12 protein-coding genes are annotated in these 15,375 nt (G+C 62.9%); 5 read left to right on the top strand and 7 right to left on the bottom strand.

All coding sequences use genetic code 11. The annotated features are described in order from the left end of the window. Nucleotides 1-8 precede the first annotated feature (8 nt). The 6 genes from ACEW7X_RS13245 to ACEW7X_RS13220 all read right to left on the bottom strand — a co-directional run bounded on the left by ACEW7X_RS13245 (nt 9) and on the right by ACEW7X_RS13220 (nt 5,040). Nucleotides 9-1,037, bottom strand: a complete 1,029-nt coding sequence (locus ACEW7X_RS13245; protein ID WP_068366733.1) for an isopenicillin N synthase family dioxygenase — start codon at nt 1,035-1,037, stop codon at nt 9-11. Between the two features lie 20 nt (nt 1,038-1,057). Then, the gene (locus tag ACEW7X_RS13240; protein WP_274519705.1) at nt 1,058-1,822 is read right to left on the bottom strand and encodes an amino acid ABC transporter ATP-binding protein; all 765 of its coding nucleotides are present in this window, start codon (nt 1,820-1,822) and stop codon (nt 1,058-1,060) included. Beyond that, nucleotides 1,819-2,538 carry an amino acid ABC transporter permease gene (locus ACEW7X_RS13235; protein WP_068366730.1) on the bottom strand — a complete coding sequence of 240 codons (720 nt, stop codon included), beginning with the start codon at nt 2,536-2,538 and terminating at the stop codon, nt 1,819-1,821. Before ACEW7X_RS13235 ends, ACEW7X_RS13240 begins: the two co-directional genes overlap by 4 nt. Further along, nucleotides 2,535-3,227 carry an amino acid ABC transporter permease gene (locus ACEW7X_RS13230; protein WP_068366727.1) on the bottom strand — a complete coding sequence of 231 codons (693 nt, stop codon included), beginning with the start codon at nt 3,225-3,227 and terminating at the stop codon, nt 2,535-2,537. The genes ACEW7X_RS13235 and ACEW7X_RS13230 overlap by 4 nt, the downstream gene beginning before the upstream one ends. A gap of 15 nt (nt 3,228-3,242) precedes the next feature. Next, nucleotides 3,243-4,070: an ABC transporter substrate-binding protein gene (locus ACEW7X_RS13225; protein ID WP_068366724.1), complete on the bottom strand. Its 828-nt coding sequence runs from the start codon at nt 4,068-4,070 to the stop codon at nt 3,243-3,245. Nucleotides 4,071-4,206: 136 nt separating this feature from the next. Beyond that, nucleotides 4,207-5,040: an ABC transporter substrate-binding protein gene (locus tag ACEW7X_RS13220; RefSeq protein ID WP_068366721.1), complete on the bottom strand. Its 834-nt coding sequence runs from the start codon at nt 5,038-5,040 to the stop codon at nt 4,207-4,209. A 434-nt stretch (nt 5,041-5,474) separates the two neighbouring features. Between ACEW7X_RS13220 and ACEW7X_RS13215 the strand changes: the two genes are divergently transcribed. The 4 genes from ACEW7X_RS13215 (at nt 5,475) to ACEW7X_RS13200 (ending at nt 12,454) form a co-directional block, all read left to right on the top strand. Further along, entirely contained in the window at nt 5,475-5,987 is a 513-nt protein-coding gene (locus ACEW7X_RS13215) for a sigma-70 family RNA polymerase sigma factor (protein WP_068366718.1), read from the top strand. Continuing rightward, nucleotides 5,974-7,002 (top strand): FecR domain-containing protein, encoded by a 1,029-nt coding sequence (locus tag ACEW7X_RS13210; RefSeq protein ID WP_420177296.1) that lies wholly within the window; start codon nt 5,974-5,976, stop codon nt 7,000-7,002. Before ACEW7X_RS13215 ends, ACEW7X_RS13210 begins: the two co-directional genes overlap by 14 nt. Nucleotides 7,003-7,189: 187 nt before the next feature. Beyond that, a complete protein-coding gene (locus ACEW7X_RS13205; protein ID WP_253103680.1) occupies nt 7,190-9,892 on the top strand; it encodes a TonB-dependent receptor in 2,703 nt (900 codons plus the stop codon). Between the two features lie 54 nt (nt 9,893-9,946). Beyond that, nucleotides 9,947-12,454: a PKD domain-containing protein gene (locus ACEW7X_RS13200; protein WP_420177295.1), complete on the top strand. Its 2,508-nt coding sequence runs from the start codon at nt 9,947-9,949 to the stop codon at nt 12,452-12,454. 64 nt (nt 12,455-12,518) lie between these two features. Here the strand turns inward: ACEW7X_RS13200 and ACEW7X_RS13195 are convergent, their stop codons facing one another. Then, a complete protein-coding gene (locus ACEW7X_RS13195) occupies nt 12,519-13,979 on the bottom strand; it encodes a short-chain fatty acyl-CoA regulator family protein (RefSeq protein ID WP_068366707.1) in 1,461 nt (486 codons plus the stop codon). Nucleotides 13,980-14,173: 194 nt separating this feature from the next. Here ACEW7X_RS13195 and prpC point away from each other — a divergent pair, with 194 nt between their 5' ends. Then, nucleotides 14,174-15,331, top strand: a complete 1,158-nt coding sequence (prpC, locus tag ACEW7X_RS13190) for a bifunctional 2-methylcitrate synthase/citrate synthase (protein WP_068366704.1) — start codon at nt 14,174-14,176, stop codon at nt 15,329-15,331. The last annotated feature ends 44 nt before the right edge of the window (nt 15,332-15,375 follow it).

The raw sequence follows: 15,375 nt of genomic DNA, 5'->3' as shown, positions 1-15,375 counted from the left end.
CAGGGGTGTCAGAGGACTTCGCGGCGCAATTCGGGGAAAACCTTGGAGACCTTGTCCAGCAGGTAGTCGCCATAGATGCCGTTGAAGGCATGGACATTGGCGCGGTCCCAGCGCTCGGCGCTGTCATCCTGGGCAGGGGCATCGGCCAGGCCTTCGATACGTTGCACCCGTGCGAAGAAATTCGGGTCGAAAAACAGCGGGAAGGACAGGCGGTCATGGCCCGAGGTATTGCGTTTGACGCGGTGCGGCGTGGATTTGTAGAGCCCGCCCGTCATGCGGTCCAGCATGTCGCCGATATTGCAGACGAAGGCGCCGGCCACTGGCGGCGCGTCTATCCAGCCTCCGGGCGTGCGTACTTCCAGCCCGCCGATATGGTCCTGCAGCAGGATGGTCAGCAAACCGTAGTCGGTATGTTCGCCCACGCCCCACTGCACATCCAGCCCTTCGGGCACGGCTTGCGATGGATAGTTGAAAATGCGGAACAGGATCAGCGGATCTGCCGTGTAGCGGTCATGGAAGTAGCTGGCCGGCAGGTCCAGGCTGAGTGCGATGCCTTCCATCAGTTGATGGCCCAGCTGGGTTGTGGCGGCCATGTATTCGAGGATGGTTGCGCGCAGGCCGGGAACGTCCGGGAACAGGTTGGCGCCATGCACGGGCGTGCCGGCCTGTACCAGCGGATGGTCGGCGGCGAGCTCGGTGCCCAGGTACAGGCCTTCCTTCCAGTCGGGGCGTCCGGAGGTCAGTTCGCCGCCCAGCGGGAAGTAGCCGCGCCAGGCGCGGCCGCCCAGCGCCATGCGCCACTGCAGCTTGGTGGTTTCGTCAAGATTGAAGAAATCATGGCTCAGGCGTTCCAGGCGGCTGATCAGTTCCGGGCTGACGCCATGGCCGTTGACATAGAAAAAACCATGCTCGCGGCAGGCTGCGCGTATCTGTTGGGCGACGCGGGTGCGGCCGTCTGCATCGTCCGGGGCGCGCAGCGCCGCGACGTCGATGATGGGCAGGCCGGTGGAGGCGGGAGAGGCGTTCGGGGTCGTCATGGCGGGTCTCGGACGGGTAATCAGGCGGCAGGCTGGGCGTTGGGCGTGGCGAAGGGAGAACGGATGTCTGCCAGGAACTTCTGTGCACGCGGATGTTGCGGGCGTTCGAAGAAATCCTTGGGCGTGCCGCGTTCCAGGACCTGTCCGGCATCCATGAAAATGATGCGGTCCGCGACTTCGCGGGCAAATCCCATTTCATGAGTGACGCAGACCATGGTCATGCCTTCGCGAGCCAGGTCGCGCATGACCAGCAGCACTTCGCTGACCATCTCCGGGTCCAGCGCACTGGTGGGCTCATCGAACAGCATCAGCGGCGGTTCCATGGCCAAGGCGCGGGCAATGGCGACGCGTTGCTGCTGGCCGCCGGACAGCGAGTGCGGCATGGCGTCGGCCTTGGCGGCCAGTCCGACCCGTTCCAGCAGCGCCATGGCGCGGGTCCTGGCCGCAGCGGGCGCCAGGCCGCGCAGGCGGATGGGGGCCAGCGTGCAGTTTTCCAGCACGCTCAGGTGCGGGAACAGATTGAACTGCTGGAAGACGAAGCCGATGTGAGAACGGAACTCGTTGAGGTCCAGCTTGGGGTCGTAGATGTCCTGGCCGTTCACGCTGATGGTGCCGGACTGTATGGGTTCCAGCCGGTTGATGGTGCGGATCAGCGTGGACTTGCCCGAACCGGACGGGCCGCAGACGACCACGACCTCGCCCTTGGCGACAGTCTCGTTGACATCGGTCAGCGCCTGGTACTTGCCATACCATTTGTTGACGTTCTCGAACTGAATCATGTTCATGCAGGAACTCCTTGGGGTTCCTGCCGGGCTTGCGGACGGCGCGCCAGGCGCCGCTCCATGGCATAGGCGCAGCGCGACAGTGCAAAGCACAGCAGGAAGTAGGTCAGGCCCAGCACCAGGTAGATTTCCACCGGATGGGTCATGACCTGGGTGTTGATTTGCGAGGTGACGAAGGACACTTCGGACAGGCCGATGATATAGCCCAGCGAGGTTTCCTTGATGGTGGAGACGAATTGATTCACCAGGGACGGCAGCATGTTGACCAGGGCCTGCGGCAGCACGATGAAGCGCATGGCGCGGAAATAGCCCAGACCCAGCGAGCGGGCGCTTTCCATCTGCCCTGGCGGCAGACCCTGGATGCCGGCACGCACGATCTCCGACAGGTAGGCGGCGTCGAAAATCACCAGGGCGATCAGCATGGTGCCGAATTGGTCTGTCTTGACGCCGGTCACGCTGGGCAGGAAGAAATAGGCCCAGAACACGACCATCAGCAGCGGCGTGCCGCGCACCACGAAAACCAGCCCTGTGACCGGCCAGCGCAGCACTTTCCAGGGGCTCAGGCGCGCGAAGGCCAGGAGCACGCCCAGCGGAAAGGCCAGCAGCAAGGCCGCTGCCGCCAGTACGAGGGTCAGCGCCAGGCCGCCCAGCGGGCCGTTGGGGTACTGGCCGACGAGGAAATACAGCCAATAGGTGTCGATGACTTCCAGGAAACTCATAGCGCCCTCGCCGGATAACGATGCTGGTACCAGGCGGCCAGCGCGGTGATGAGCAGCGACAGGCCCAGATAGGAGGCAGATGCGAAGGCGAAGGCCTCGAAGCTGCGGAAGCTTGCGCTTTCCACCTGGCCGGCCTGGTACATCAGCTCGGATACGCCGATGACGGTGGCGATACTGGTGCCCTTCCACAGATTGAGGGTCTGCGAAATCAGCGGCGGCACGGTAATGCGCACCGCCTGTGGCAGGATGACCAGGCGCATGCTTTCCAGGTAGCTGAGGCCCAGCGCCCGGGCGGCTTCGGACTGCACCGGTGCGACGGCGCGTATGCCGCTGCGGATGTCTTCGGCCATGTAGGCGGCGGTATAGAGGGAGAGGGCGACGATGGCCGCGACGGCCTCGATTTCGCCGTCATAAAGCCAGTAGCGCACGCTTTCCGGCAGCAATTCGGGCGCGCCGAAATACCAGAACAGCATTTGCGCCAGCAGCGGCACGTTGCGGATGGCTTCCACATAGGCCATGCCCAGCGCGCGCAGCATGGCGAAGCGCGACAGGCGCATGAGGGCCACGATGACCGCCAGCGGCAGCGCACAGGCCAGCGAAACCACGAACAGCAGCAGCGATAGGCGCAGGCCAGCCATCAGCATCTCGTGATACTGGCCGCCCATCAGCATGGAGAGATCAAAACCCATGGTCACCTGCCGGCGTCAGGGCTGGGAAGCCTCGAAGCGGAAGTCCCGCTGCGTGAAGCCGTGGCGGGTGTTCGGGCCGTACCACTTGAAAAACAGGTTCTCTGCCTTGCCGTCCTGTTCCAGCGCGCCCAGCGCGGCGTTGACGGCATCGAGCAGCGCCGGTTCGTTTTTGCGCAGGCCAATGCCGACGGTCGTGGTGCTGACGCGTTCGGGCAGGATGGCGTAGTCGCTGGCCTTGGTGCCCGCCTTGGAAAGGACGCCGATCAGGCCGGATTCATCATCGACGAAACCTTCCGCCTTGCCTTGCTGCAAGGCAAGGAAAGCCTGGGGCGCGCTGTCGAAGCTCACCACGGTGACGCCAGGGACGGCTGCCTTGATGTTGTCTTCCTGGGTGCCGCCCTTGATGGTCACGACCTTGCGTCCGTCCAGTTCCGCCACGTGCTGCAAGCCGCCGCGGTTCGGCACCAGCACCTTTTGCCCGGTCACAAAGATGGGCAACGAAAAGTCGATCTGCTGCTCGCGTTCGGGAATGCGGGCCAGCGCGGCCGCGAGGATATCCACGTGTCCCTGCTGCAAGGACGGGATGCGGGCCGCCACGGCAATCTGGCGGAACACCGGCTTGACGCCCAGAGCCTGCGCGATTTCATGGCCGAGGTCGATTTCATAGCCGACCAGCTGCCGGCTTTTCGGGTCGATATAGCTGTAGGGTTCGGCCGTGCCCAGCACGCCGATGACGATTTCGCCCTTGGCGCGGATGTCATCGAGCTGGTCGGCGTGGGCGGCGGGCAGGGTCAGCAGGGAGGTCAGGGCGAAGGCCGCAGACAGGGTGAATTTGCGGATCATGCGGATAGGTTCCAGAAGGTCTGCGCCGGGATTGCGGCGGGAGAGGAATGGTACAGGCTGGCGGCACGGACGGGAAACGGCGGCGCGGCCCGCATGGTTGCCATGCGGGCCGCTGCCGGAAAGCCGTGCGCCAGGCTTAGCCGTCGATCTGATCGGTTTCCAGCTTGAAATCGCGGGATTCGAACTGAGACTTGGTGTCCGGACCGTACCACTTGAAGAAGATGCGTTCAGCTTCGCCGCTGCCTTCCAGGCCGCGCAAGGTCTCATCCACCACGGCCTTCAGGCCGGTTTCTCCCTTGCGGATTCCGAAGGCCAGGGATTCCTGGCTCAGGTTGTCCTTGAGCACCACGTAATCTTTCTTGGCATCGCCCAGCTTGGCGTAGACGCGCATCAGCGCCGCCTCGTCGTCCACGTAACCTACGCCCTTGCGCTGCTGCAGGGCCTGGAAGGCTTGCTGGCTCGTATCGAAAGTGACCACGTCCACGCCCGGCACCGCCTTGCGGATATTGGGTTCCTGCGTGCCGCCGCGGATGGTCACGACTTTGCGGCCTTCCAGGCCGGAGAGGTCGGTAATGCCGCTGTCCGCGCGCACCAGGGCCTTCTGGCCGGTCACAAAAGTGGTGACGGAGAAATCAATCAGTTCCTCGCGTTCCTTGTTGTGTGTCAGGCCGGCGGCGATCAGGTCCACATGGCCCTGTTGCAGTTCGGGAATGCGGGCCGCCACTGCCACCTGCTTGAAGACCGGCTTGACGCCGATGGCCTTGGCAACTTCGGTGGCCAGGTCCACTTCATAGCCAATGAACTGGCGGGTCTTGGGGTCGATGAAAGTCGCAGGTTCGTCCGTGCCCAGCACGCCCACGACCAACTCGCCTTTCTGCTTGATGTCATCGAGCTGGTCGGCCTGTGCCGACAGCGCGGCCAGCCCAAGCACGGAGCCAGCCAGAACGGAGAACAAACGGCGGAATTTCATCTTGCATCCCTGATTCACGTTGAGTGATTGCAAGACTATCAATAGGACGGAAAATTATGAAATCACATTTTCATATAAACAAAGGATATCTTTTTATTTGGCCTGCAGAGGGCATACGCCAGGTGTGACGCATCCCGCGCCTGTGCTGGTTTCACCTCAAAAGGGCAGGGTGCGGTCCAGGGCGACGGGCCGGGGCGGCATCAGGGAAAACCGGGAGGGCGGGCCAGGAACGAAAAAACAACGCGGCCGGTGGCTGGGAACGTTGCGGGAATATACATCTGTTGATAATAAGTATTATCATTCCATTCCTGGGCCCCCCGAAGTTTGCCTGGCCGCCAGTGGGCAATCCTGGCGCAGCGGCGGGCCCATGCCCGCCGGATTCCGCGGCTGGCGAGTTTTCCCCCTGGATTTCCCTGGAGTAAGGTACCGACAACATGGCGGGCGATATTGCGCAACGCGACCAGATCGTACATGGTCTGTACCGCGAACATCATGCCTGGCTGGTTTCGCTGTTGCGCCGGCGGCTGGGGGACAACCATCAGGCGGCCGACCTGGCGCAGGATGTGTTCGAACGCCTGTTGCGGGTCGACCTGGCGCACCTGCTGGAACCTCGCGCCTATCTCAGCACCATCGCGACGCGCTTGGTCGCTTCCCATTTCCGCCGCCGTGCGCTGGAGCAGGCCTGGGAGGAAGTCATGGCCGGCCAGCCTGAACCCTGCTGCGATTCGGTGGAAACACAGTATCTGATCCTGGAGTCATTGCTGGCGGTCTGGAAAGCCCTCGATGGGCTATCGCTGCGTACCCGCCAGATATTCCTGATGGCGCAGATAGACGGCCTGTCGCACAAGGAAATTGCGGCGCAGTTGGGCGTCACGGCCAATGCGGTGCAGAAAGCTGTTGCGCGAGGCCTGGAACAATGCTATTTCGCTGTCTATGACTTCTCCTGACAGACAAGGCACGCTATTGCGGCCCCCCGGCCCGGCGGACGAGGCGCCGCTGGAACGCGGCATCGTGCGCCAGGCGGCAGCCTGGGCTGCGCGCATACAGGCCGGTGCGGAGCAGCAGGACCAGGAGTCCTGTCGACGCTGGCGCGCGGCCGATCCCCGGCATGAAATCGCCTGGCAACGGGTGACCGGGCTGGGCGTGGCGCTGCAGGATCACCTTGGCGCTGCCGGCGGACCGCAGGTGCGAGAAGTACTGGGCCGGGCGCAGCATCGCGCAGCGCGCCGGGGCCTGCTGCGCGGCGTGACCGGTGCAGCCGCGCTGGCTGCCATCTGGTATGGCGCCGGGCCGGTGCGCCAGACGTCCGCGATCTGGCTGGCGGATGCCAGCAGCGCACCCGGCGAGCGCCGCATCCTGGAACTGGATGATGGCACGCTGCTGTATCTGAACACGCGTTCTGCGGTGGATGTGAACTACACCGCAACCGCTCGCAGCGTCACCCTGCTGCAGGGGGAAATCCTGATCGAAACGGCCGTGGATCTGCAAGGGCGGCCCTTTTTCGTGCAGACGGCCAATGCTGTCCTGCAACCCGTGGGAACGCGTTTCGTGGTGCGCGAACGCGCCGGCATGCATTACGACCTCACCGTGCTGCAAGGCGCGGTGGACTGGCTGCCGCTGCCGGCGGACGGACGCGCGGCCTTGCGGGTGCACGCGGGCGAACGCCTGGCCTTCGGTGCCGGGGACGCGCAAACCCCGGAGCCGGCGCCGCGCAATGCCGCCGCCTGGGAGCGCGGCATGATTGTGGCCGACAACATGCCCCTGGCCGACTTCCTGGTGGAACTGGGGCGTTATCGCCGTGGCTGGCTGCGCTGCGATCCGGCCATTGCCAGCCTGCCTGTCGTCGGAGTGTTTTCCGTGGAAGATACCGATGCTTCCTTGTTGCTTCTGTCGCAGATCCTGCCGGTCCAGGTGCGCCATCGTTCCCGTTTCTGGGTCACAGTGGAAAGTTTGCCGAGCTGATTGTAAGAGTTGTAAGCAATACGGCGGATTTCCGTCCTTCAAGCGACAACCCTGCTGAAGCGCCCGGACACCACATGGGCGCCAGCAACCGTTTTGATGGGATGCCGTAGCCATGCCAGTTACTTTTCTTCCTCGTCTCACTGTGACGCGGGCGTGCCTGATCACTGTTTTCCTGGGGATGGGACATTTGCCCGGTCCAGGCGTTTCCGTAGCTGTTGCGGCGGAAGCCGCGCCGGCCGCTGCACTGCTGGATTTCAGCATTGCCCCTGGCCGCCTTAATGAGGTGCTGGGCCAGTTCGGGCAGCAGGCCGGCGTCATGGTGGGCAGCGCGCCGGCCCTGACGCAGGGAGTGAGCAGCCCCGGCCTGCAAGGGCGTTACTCGGCGGCCGATGGCTTGGGGCGCCTGCTCTCCGGTACCGGCCTGGAAGCGCGCCAGCTTGAGGATGGCAGTTTCCTGTTGCGCGCCGCTCCCCAGGCGAGTGACACGGCGGTGCTGGATACTGTCGTCGTGACAGGGGATGATCTGTCTCCCAAGGACGAGGCTTACCGCAAGGCGGGTTCATCCAGCTACATTTCGCGCGACGACATCGAACGTTTCCGCGGAACCTCGGTGGGCGATATCTTCAAGGGCACGCCTGGCGTGCTGGTGGGCGAGAATCGCAACAGCGGCGGCCTGGATATCAATATCCGCGGCATGCAGGGCCAGGGCCGCGTACCGGTGCTGATCGACGGCGCACGCCAGGAAACGACGGTCTACCGTGGCTACTCCGGCGTGTCGTCACGCAGCTATGTCGATCCCGATCTGATCGGTGGCATCCAGATCGACAAGGGCGTGACCATGACGGCGCAAAGCACGGGCGCCATTGGCGGCATGGTCAGTATGCGCACGCTGGAAGCGGCAGATATCGTCAAGGACGGTGAAACCTTTGGCATCCGCATGCGCGGTAGCGCCATCGGCAACAACAGCGGTTCACCAGTGGACCCGGGCACGCAATCGGGCTACCGCTCGGTGGGCGGGCTGCTGGGCGGCGTGACGGAATACCGGCAGGATTGCGCCAGCGCCTGGCTGTGCCAGGGGTCGGACGTGGCCCAGCTGTATCCCACCGACGACACCATGGACCGCCCCGGTACCTTCACGCCGAAAAGCTATGCCGGCAGCATCGCCATTGCCAAGCGCTTCGAGAAACTGGACCTGGTGGCTGCCTACGCGCACCGCGAGCAGGGCAATTACTACGCCGGCAAGCATGGTCAGACCCCCTGGCTGGACCTGAGCGAGAAGTACAACCGCGGTTTCTACACCCAGGTGGTGCCCAAGCTGGAAGGCGCTTCGCGGTTTCGCGGCGAAGAGCTGATCGTCAACAGCAACTACAAGAGCAATTCGACGCTGCTCAAGGCCAAGACCTGGCTGCCGGCCGACCAGGAGCTGGAACTGGGCTTCATGCGCTACGACAGTTCCTACGGGCAGCTGATGCCCTCGCAGCTGATCTGGTTCGGTAATGCCGAGCAGACGGAGAACAGCGAGGTCACGGTCAAGACCTATACCTCGCGCTACCGCTGGAATCCCCTGGACAATGACCTGATCGACGTACGCCTGAATGCCTGGCTGACGGACACCGACACGCTCAACCGCAACTACTCGGAAACGATAGGGCAGGTTTCAGGTGGTTCGCTCAATGGCCGCGAGAAATACAAGCGGCGCGGCGTGGATCTCACCAATTCCATGATGTTCTATCGCCTGGGCAGCATCCGCCTGGATTACGGTGCGTCGGTACAGTGGGAAAAAATCGGTTCCCATGCGCTGGGTGACGACCAGGGGGCAAATAATGGCTTCTTCCGTGACGGCAAGCGCACCGAATATGGCCTGTTCACCTCGCTGCAATGGAAGCCGGTGGACAGCCTGACGCTGGACGCGGGGCTGCGCTATACGCGCTTCCGTGTTCAGGACGACAACGCCATCGAGATCGACGAAGAAAGTGCGTTCTGCGTGGATGCGGACAACGACGGTCGTTGCGACCCGGTGTTCTACAGCAACCGCAAGACGGGCGTCACACCCAGTCTCAGCGCAACCTGGGAATTCGCCAACGGCTGGCAGCTCTATGGCCTGTATGCCGAGGCGATCCGCATGCCCAGCCTGTTCGAAAGCTCCAGCGGGTTTTCCGTGACGCCCACGCTGGATGCCGACCTCAAGCCGGAACATGCCTACAACCGTGAATTCGGCCTGAACATCTTCCAGGATGGCGTGCTGGCGTCGAACGATCACCTGCGCCTGAAATTCGCCTATTTCCGCAATACCGTGCGCAATTACCTCACGCGCACCATCAGCAATACCTGGGAAGATACCTCGACCGGGCAGAACTCTTTCTGGCGTATGCGTAATATCGACCGCGCCACCTTCAATGGCCTGGAAGTCAGCGGCTCCTATGACCTGGGCTTTTTGTTCACGGATTTTGGCGCTACTCGCTATACCAAGATCGAAACCTGCCTGACGGGCAGCTACCGCCGCTATGCCTGCACGGATTACGGTATTGCCAACAGCTACATCAACAATATGATTCCGCCCAAGTGGCACGCCACGGCCACTATCGGCACGCGTCTGTTCGATCAGCGCCTGACGATGGGCGTGCGCGGTACCTTCATGGGCAAGCGCAATCCGGTGCCGGAAAACAATAACCAGGCGTCCAGCAATATCGGCCTGGCCTCGACTGCGCCGGTGGAATGGCATGCGTACAAGGTGTTCGATCTGTTCGCGTCCTACAAGGTGAACGACAGCCTCAGCGTGGATTTCAACATCGACAACTTCACCGACCGTTATTACCTGGATGCACTGAGCCTAGGGCTGGTGCCGGCGCCCGGCCGCACCGCGCGCTTGAGCGCCACGGTTTCCTTCTGATTTGCAGCGCTTCGATTTTTCCAAGGGGCCGCAAGCCCCGGGAGGCTAGTTTTTATGAGTTCCATATTCAAACATTCCATGGCCGGGCTGGGCATGGCGCTGTTCCTGGCCGCCTGCGGCGGGGGCGGAGACGGCGGCAGTGCCGCGCCCAGCGTCAGCATCAGCGCCGACAAGACCCTGGTCGAAGTGGGCCAGACCGTCAAGCTGACGAGCAGCACCGATGCTGGCGGTTCGCCCGCCTATGCCTGGAAGCTGCGCAGCTTCCCGCCCGCAAGCAAGGCGGTGCTGGCCACGACTGACCAGCCGGGCAGCGCCATCACGCCGGATCGCGTCGGGGATTATGTCGTCGGGCTGAACATCACGGACGGGCAGCGCGGCGCAGAGGCGCAAGTGACGGTGACGGCGTTCAGCAAGGAACCCACGGCCAATGCCGGCGAGGATATCGCCACCTTGCCAGGACCGGTGCAATTGGACGGTTCCGGCAGCCAGCCGCCTTACCAGGGCGACCCGACCCGGCTGATGTATTCCTGGGTACTGGTAACGGTGCCTGAAGGCAGCACGGCCAGCATTGACGACGCCACGCAGGTGCAGCCTCGCTTCACGGCCGACAAGACCGGGGACTACAAGGCGGCGTTGACGGTGCGCTATGGCGATATGGTCAGTGCGGTGGACGAAGTCGATATCAAGGTCGTGGCGGCCAATGTGCCGCCAGTGGCCGTCATCAGCCAGGGCGGCCAGTCCGTCAATGGCAAGACGCTGATGGTTGTGCGGGGCCAGCCGGTGACGCTGAGCGCGGAACTGAGCACGGATCCGGATCATCCCGGCGAGACCGGCCACCTGCAATACCGCTGGGATTTCCAGGGCAACAGCAATTCCAACGGTTTGCCTATCGGCTCGGAAGCGTTCATGCAGGGCGAGCGTACGGTGACCATGACGTTCACGCCCGATGTCGTCGCGACCTATTACGTTACGCTCTATGTCTATGACGGCGTGACGCGTTCCTCGACCATGCTGGGCCTGCGTGCGCAGCCGCCGGAGGGGGCGGAAAACATGCCGCCGGTCCTGGCGTCGCCGTTGCCGCCTTCGGGCAACAATACCTATGAGATCGAACGCAGCAACCAGAAAGTGATCTTCACGAGCGATCGCGCTGCCTTCGATCCTGATGGCGACAGCTATGTCTATGAATGGACCTGGGTGTCCTATCCCTCGGGCTTTGACCCGGTGGCCGATTCCACATTGAGCACGTCCTATTGGGACAGCGGTTTCATTCCCAAGGTGGACGGCGACTACGTCATCGAGGCGCGCCTCAAGGACAGCAAGGGCGCCTACAGCAATACCGTGCGCCAGACGTACACGGTGGTGCTGGGCGCCAACCATGCGCCGCGCGCCGAGGCCAGCAGTGCGACCGGCAATACGAACTTCATGGTGGGCGAAAAGGCTTCGCTTTCCGGTAGCAACAGTTCTGATGTGGATGGCAACCGCCTGGTATTCCGCTGGGAGCTGCTGGATCGGCCGGATGGCAGCGAGGCCGCTTTTGACAATGCGAAGGTGGAAAGGCCGCTGTTGATGCTGGACAAGCCGGGCTATTACACGGCGCGCCTGACGGTCACTGACGAGTGGGGCTTTCCGAACTACTACGCCAATAACCGTCCGAATTACATCACCATCAAGGCGAAGTCCGAAAACCATGCCCCGGTAGTCCGGCCTACGCTGGACCAGCCGTATACCGCGGAACAGCCTCTGGTCCTGGGCGTGCGGGAACGGCGCCAGTACACCAGCGTGGTGACCAATGTGACGGAAGACGTGGTGGTGTACAAATCGTTCTCGGTCGACGCCAATGCCTACGACCCGGATGGCGATACCATGACCTATCTGTGGAATCTCACGGGGGAACCGTCGGGCCACCAGTTCGCCTTCGCCTCCGACGCTGCGTGCCAGAATGGCCGTACCGCTTCGGATGCCTCGCTGGCTGCGGCGGGCAAGACCCTGATGCAGTATTGGGCGGAAATCCTGGAAGCGCGCAGCTGGTCGTGCGCCAAGCAGACCTTGGCGCCTACCATGCCAGGCAACTACTTGATGGAGGCATTGGTGTACGACGGTTCCATCACCGTCGGGCCTTACACCCTGAGCGTGCCGGCCGTGGATAGGGCCCACTTCCCGACCCTGCTGCTGGAGCAGCTGAAGACGCTGGAGTCGGCCGACGAAACCGAATTGAGTCAGCGTGCCCTGCCCAACAAACAGCAGAACTACGTGAACCGCTATTCGTTCTCTGGGAGCTTCAATCCCGATGTCAGCTATTACCGCCTGACAGCCTTCGACAAGGATTACAAGATAGAGAACCTGAAGGCTGTATCCGATGCGGCCGATTTCAGTGCAATCTTCGAGGGGCTGGAAAATGGCCAGATCATCCGCAAGGGGGAATCCGTCGTGTTCCGCCTGCAGCTGCAGCGGGACAATCCGAATGCGGAGATGATTTTCAACGCAACGCTGCTGTGGTCCTTCGAGATCGCCGGCCGTCCGGACTGGAACTTCAGCTACACCGGCTGGTTGACCTATATGTAAGCCGGCAAGTCTTGTCGGCCGGGTTCCGGTACGCCATGGTGATGGGGCGTACCGGAATGGCCGCCTAGCCGGCCGCCAGCGGGTAGGGCGAGAAGCTGCCCAGGTCCTCGCTGACGGCCAGCTTCCCGCCGATGTACGGAAAGGCCCGCTGCGGACAGGCGGGCCGTTCACAGACTTTGCAACCCATGCCTATGGGCGTGGGCGCCTGGGGGTCATGCAGATCCAGTCCTTGTGCATATACCAGACGGTGCGCATGTTCGATGTCACACCCCAGGGCCACGGCAAACATTTTTTCAGGCTGGCCGAAGCCGCCAGTCTGGTGTGACACGGTACGGGCGATCCAGAGATAGACGCGGCCATCCGGCATGCGCGCCAGCTGTCGCAGAATGCGGCCGGGATGGGAAAACGCTTCATACACGTTCCACAGCGGACAGGTGCCGCCTATGCGTGAAAAATGGAAATGCGCGGCCGACTGGCGCTTGGAAATATTGCCGGCCCGGTCTACCCGGATAAAGAAAAAGGGCACGCCGGTGGCATCCGGCCGCTGCATGGTGCTGAGGCGATGGCAGATGGTCTCGAAGCTGACGCCGAATTGTTGTCCGAGCAGATCAATGTCGTAGCGCAAGGCTTCGGCGGCAGCCAGGAAGCGGCCGTAAGGCAGGATCAGCGCACCAGCGAAATAATTGGCCAGGCCCAGGCGTACCAGGCGGCGGACTTCGGCGCCGGAAAATCGGGGTGCTTCTGACATCCGGCGCAGGGTATCGTCCATTTCCAGGAAAGCCAGTTGCGTGGCCAGCTGGAAGGCCTGCTGGCCCGGTGCCAGGGCGGGTGACAGAGACAGCTCGCCGGTCCTGGCATCCAGCCTGCGCTGCAGGCCAGGACCGGGAGAATGCAGACGCACCGTGATGGCGTGGCGCGCCTGCAGACGCGCGGCAAGGCGGTCCGCGAGCTGCTGCGGGTGGCAGTCGGCCAGTTCCCATTCGTCGAAACACTGTTCGGCGCGGCGATCCAGTTCGGTGAAGTGATTGTGATGGGTGAAAAAGAAATCCCGCACTTCCTCGTAGGGCTGGTCGGGGGCCGCCAGCGCCCGGCCGCGGTCGCCGGCATCGTCGCCCGCCAGTACTTCGGCCATGCTGTCCAGGCGTTCCAGGGCTTCGCGATGGCGCCGGTGCAACTGGATCAGCACGCGCCCGACCGCGGGCATGTTCGCTGCGATTTCACGGATTTCCGCGAGAGAAATACGGGCGTCGTCGGTACCGCCCACGGCCGAGGCAGGCAGGCTGGCCGTCACCTCGCGCAAAGCGGCGACCATGCGTGCTTCGCCGTCATCGGAAAAGCTCTGAACGTCCACGCCCAGGACTTCGTTCAGGCGCAGCAACACCGGCATGGTGAGGGGGCGCTGGTTTTTTTCAAGCTGGTTCAGGTAGCTGGGAGACAGCCCCAGCGTGCGCGCCAGCGCTGCCTGCGTCATGCCGTGCTCTTCACGCAGCCGGCGCAGCCGTACGCCCATGAAAACCTTACGCATACCTGTACCTATCCCTGAAAGCCATTTAAGCCGGCATTTTATTCGCAAGATTCGCAAAAGTGGCATTCAGGGTACGCCGATTTTCGCCTTGTAAAGGATGACATGGCGGGGTGGCTTGCGTAGACTGCAAATAAAAATTCAGCGATTCCGCCCAGTCAGCGGCACTGACCGCCAGGAACAAGAGGAGAGCAAAAATGAGTGAAGAAACGACTTCCACAGGCTTCAAGCCCAAGAAATCCGTGGCACTGTCCGGCATCGTGGCGGGCAATACCGCCTTGTGTACGGTGGGTCGCAGCGGCAACGACCTGCACTATCGCGGCTACGACATCCTGGACCTCGCCAATGGCAGCGAATTCGAAGAAATCGCCTACCTGCTGGTGCATGGCAAATTGCCCAGCCAGGCCGAACTGACCGCCTACAAGACCAAGCTGAAAAGCCTGCGTGGCCTGCCGGTGCAGGTACGTGCCGTGCTGGAGGCACTGCCCGCCGCTGCGCACCCCATGGACGTCATGCGTACCTACGTGTCGGCGTTGGGCACGGTGCAGCCGGAAAAGGACGACCACAACCTGCCGGGCGCTCGCGATATCGCCGATAAGCTCCTGGCTTCGCTGGGGTCCGCGTTGCTGTACTGGTACCACTACGCCAACAATGGCCGTCGCATCGAAGTGGAAACCGACGATGATTCCATTGGCGGCCACTACCTGCACCTGCTGCATGGCAAGACACCGCCTGCATCCTGGGTCGAGGCCATGCACACCAGCCTGATCCTGTACGCAGAGCACGAGTTCAATGCCTCGACGTTCGCCTGCCGCGTCATCACGGGCACGGGCGCGGACCTGTACTCGGCGATTACCGGGGCCATTGGCGCGCTGCGCGGCCCCAAGCATGGCGGCGCCAACGAAGTCGCCTTTGAAATCCAGAATCGCTATGCCACCCCTGACGAAGCCGAGGCCGACATCCGCGCCCGTGTGGAACGCAAGGAAGTCGTGATCGGCTTCGGCCACCCGGTTTATACCGTCAGCGATCCGCGCAACAAGGTCATCAAGGAAGTGGCGCGCCAGCTGTCCGGCGAAGCCGGCACGCTGCGCCTGTTCGACATTGCCGAGCGCCTCGAAAGCGTCATGTGGGACGCCAAGAAAATGTTCCCCAATCTGGACTGGTTCAGCGCCGTGAGCTATCACATGATGGGCGTTCCTACCGCGCACTTCACGCCGCTGTTCGTGTTGGCCCGTACTGCGGGCTGGAGCGCGCATGCGATCGAACAGCGCCAGGACGGCAAGATCATCCGCCCCAGCGCCAATTACATCGGCCCGGAAGACCAGGTCTTCGTGCCGTTGGCAAAGCGCGGCTGAGCGCCAGCCGCCTTGCCCCAGCCGGCCTGCATGGGCCGGCATTT

Origin of the sequence: Kerstersia gyiorum, from assembly GCF_048595715.1 — a bacterium.
GTDB classification, from domain to species: Bacteria; Pseudomonadota; Gammaproteobacteria; order Burkholderiales; family Burkholderiaceae_B; genus Kerstersia; species Kerstersia gyiorum.
Note: the sequence above shows the minus strand (reverse complement) of the source record. Positions and strands in the feature narration are given on the sequence as shown.

Excerpts from the sequence above, each read along its gene's own strand:
- ACEW7X_RS13245 (WP_068366733.1), bottom strand. The coding sequence starts at position 1,037 with ATGACGACCCCGAACGCCTCTCCCGCCTCCACCGGCCTGCCCATCATC.
- ACEW7X_RS13240 (WP_274519705.1), bottom strand. The coding sequence starts at position 1,822 with ATGAACATGATTCAGTTCGAGAACGTCAACAAATGGTATGGCAAGTAC.
- ACEW7X_RS13235 (WP_068366730.1), bottom strand. The coding sequence starts at position 2,538 with ATGAGTTTCCTGGAAGTCATCGACACCTATTGGCTGTATTTCCTCGTC.
- ACEW7X_RS13230 (WP_068366727.1), bottom strand. The coding sequence starts at position 3,227 with ATGGGTTTTGATCTCTCCATGCTGATGGGCGGCCAGTATCACGAGATG.
- ACEW7X_RS13225 (WP_068366724.1), bottom strand. The coding sequence starts at position 4,070 with ATGATCCGCAAATTCACCCTGTCTGCGGCCTTCGCCCTGACCTCCCTG.
- ACEW7X_RS13220 (WP_068366721.1), bottom strand. The coding sequence starts at position 5,040 with ATGAAATTCCGCCGTTTGTTCTCCGTTCTGGCTGGCTCCGTGCTTGGG.
- ACEW7X_RS13215 (WP_068366718.1), top strand. The coding sequence starts at position 5,475 with ATGGCGGGCGATATTGCGCAACGCGACCAGATCGTACATGGTCTGTAC.
- ACEW7X_RS13210 (WP_420177296.1), top strand. The coding sequence starts at position 5,974 with ATGACTTCTCCTGACAGACAAGGCACGCTATTGCGGCCCCCCGGCCCG.
- ACEW7X_RS13200 (WP_420177295.1), top strand. The coding sequence starts at position 9,947 with ATGAGTTCCATATTCAAACATTCCATGGCCGGGCTGGGCATGGCGCTG.
- ACEW7X_RS13195 (WP_068366707.1), bottom strand. The coding sequence starts at position 13,979 with ATGCGTAAGGTTTTCATGGGCGTACGGCTGCGCCGGCTGCGTGAAGAG.
- prpC (WP_068366704.1), top strand. The coding sequence starts at position 14,174 with ATGAGTGAAGAAACGACTTCCACAGGCTTCAAGCCCAAGAAATCCGTG.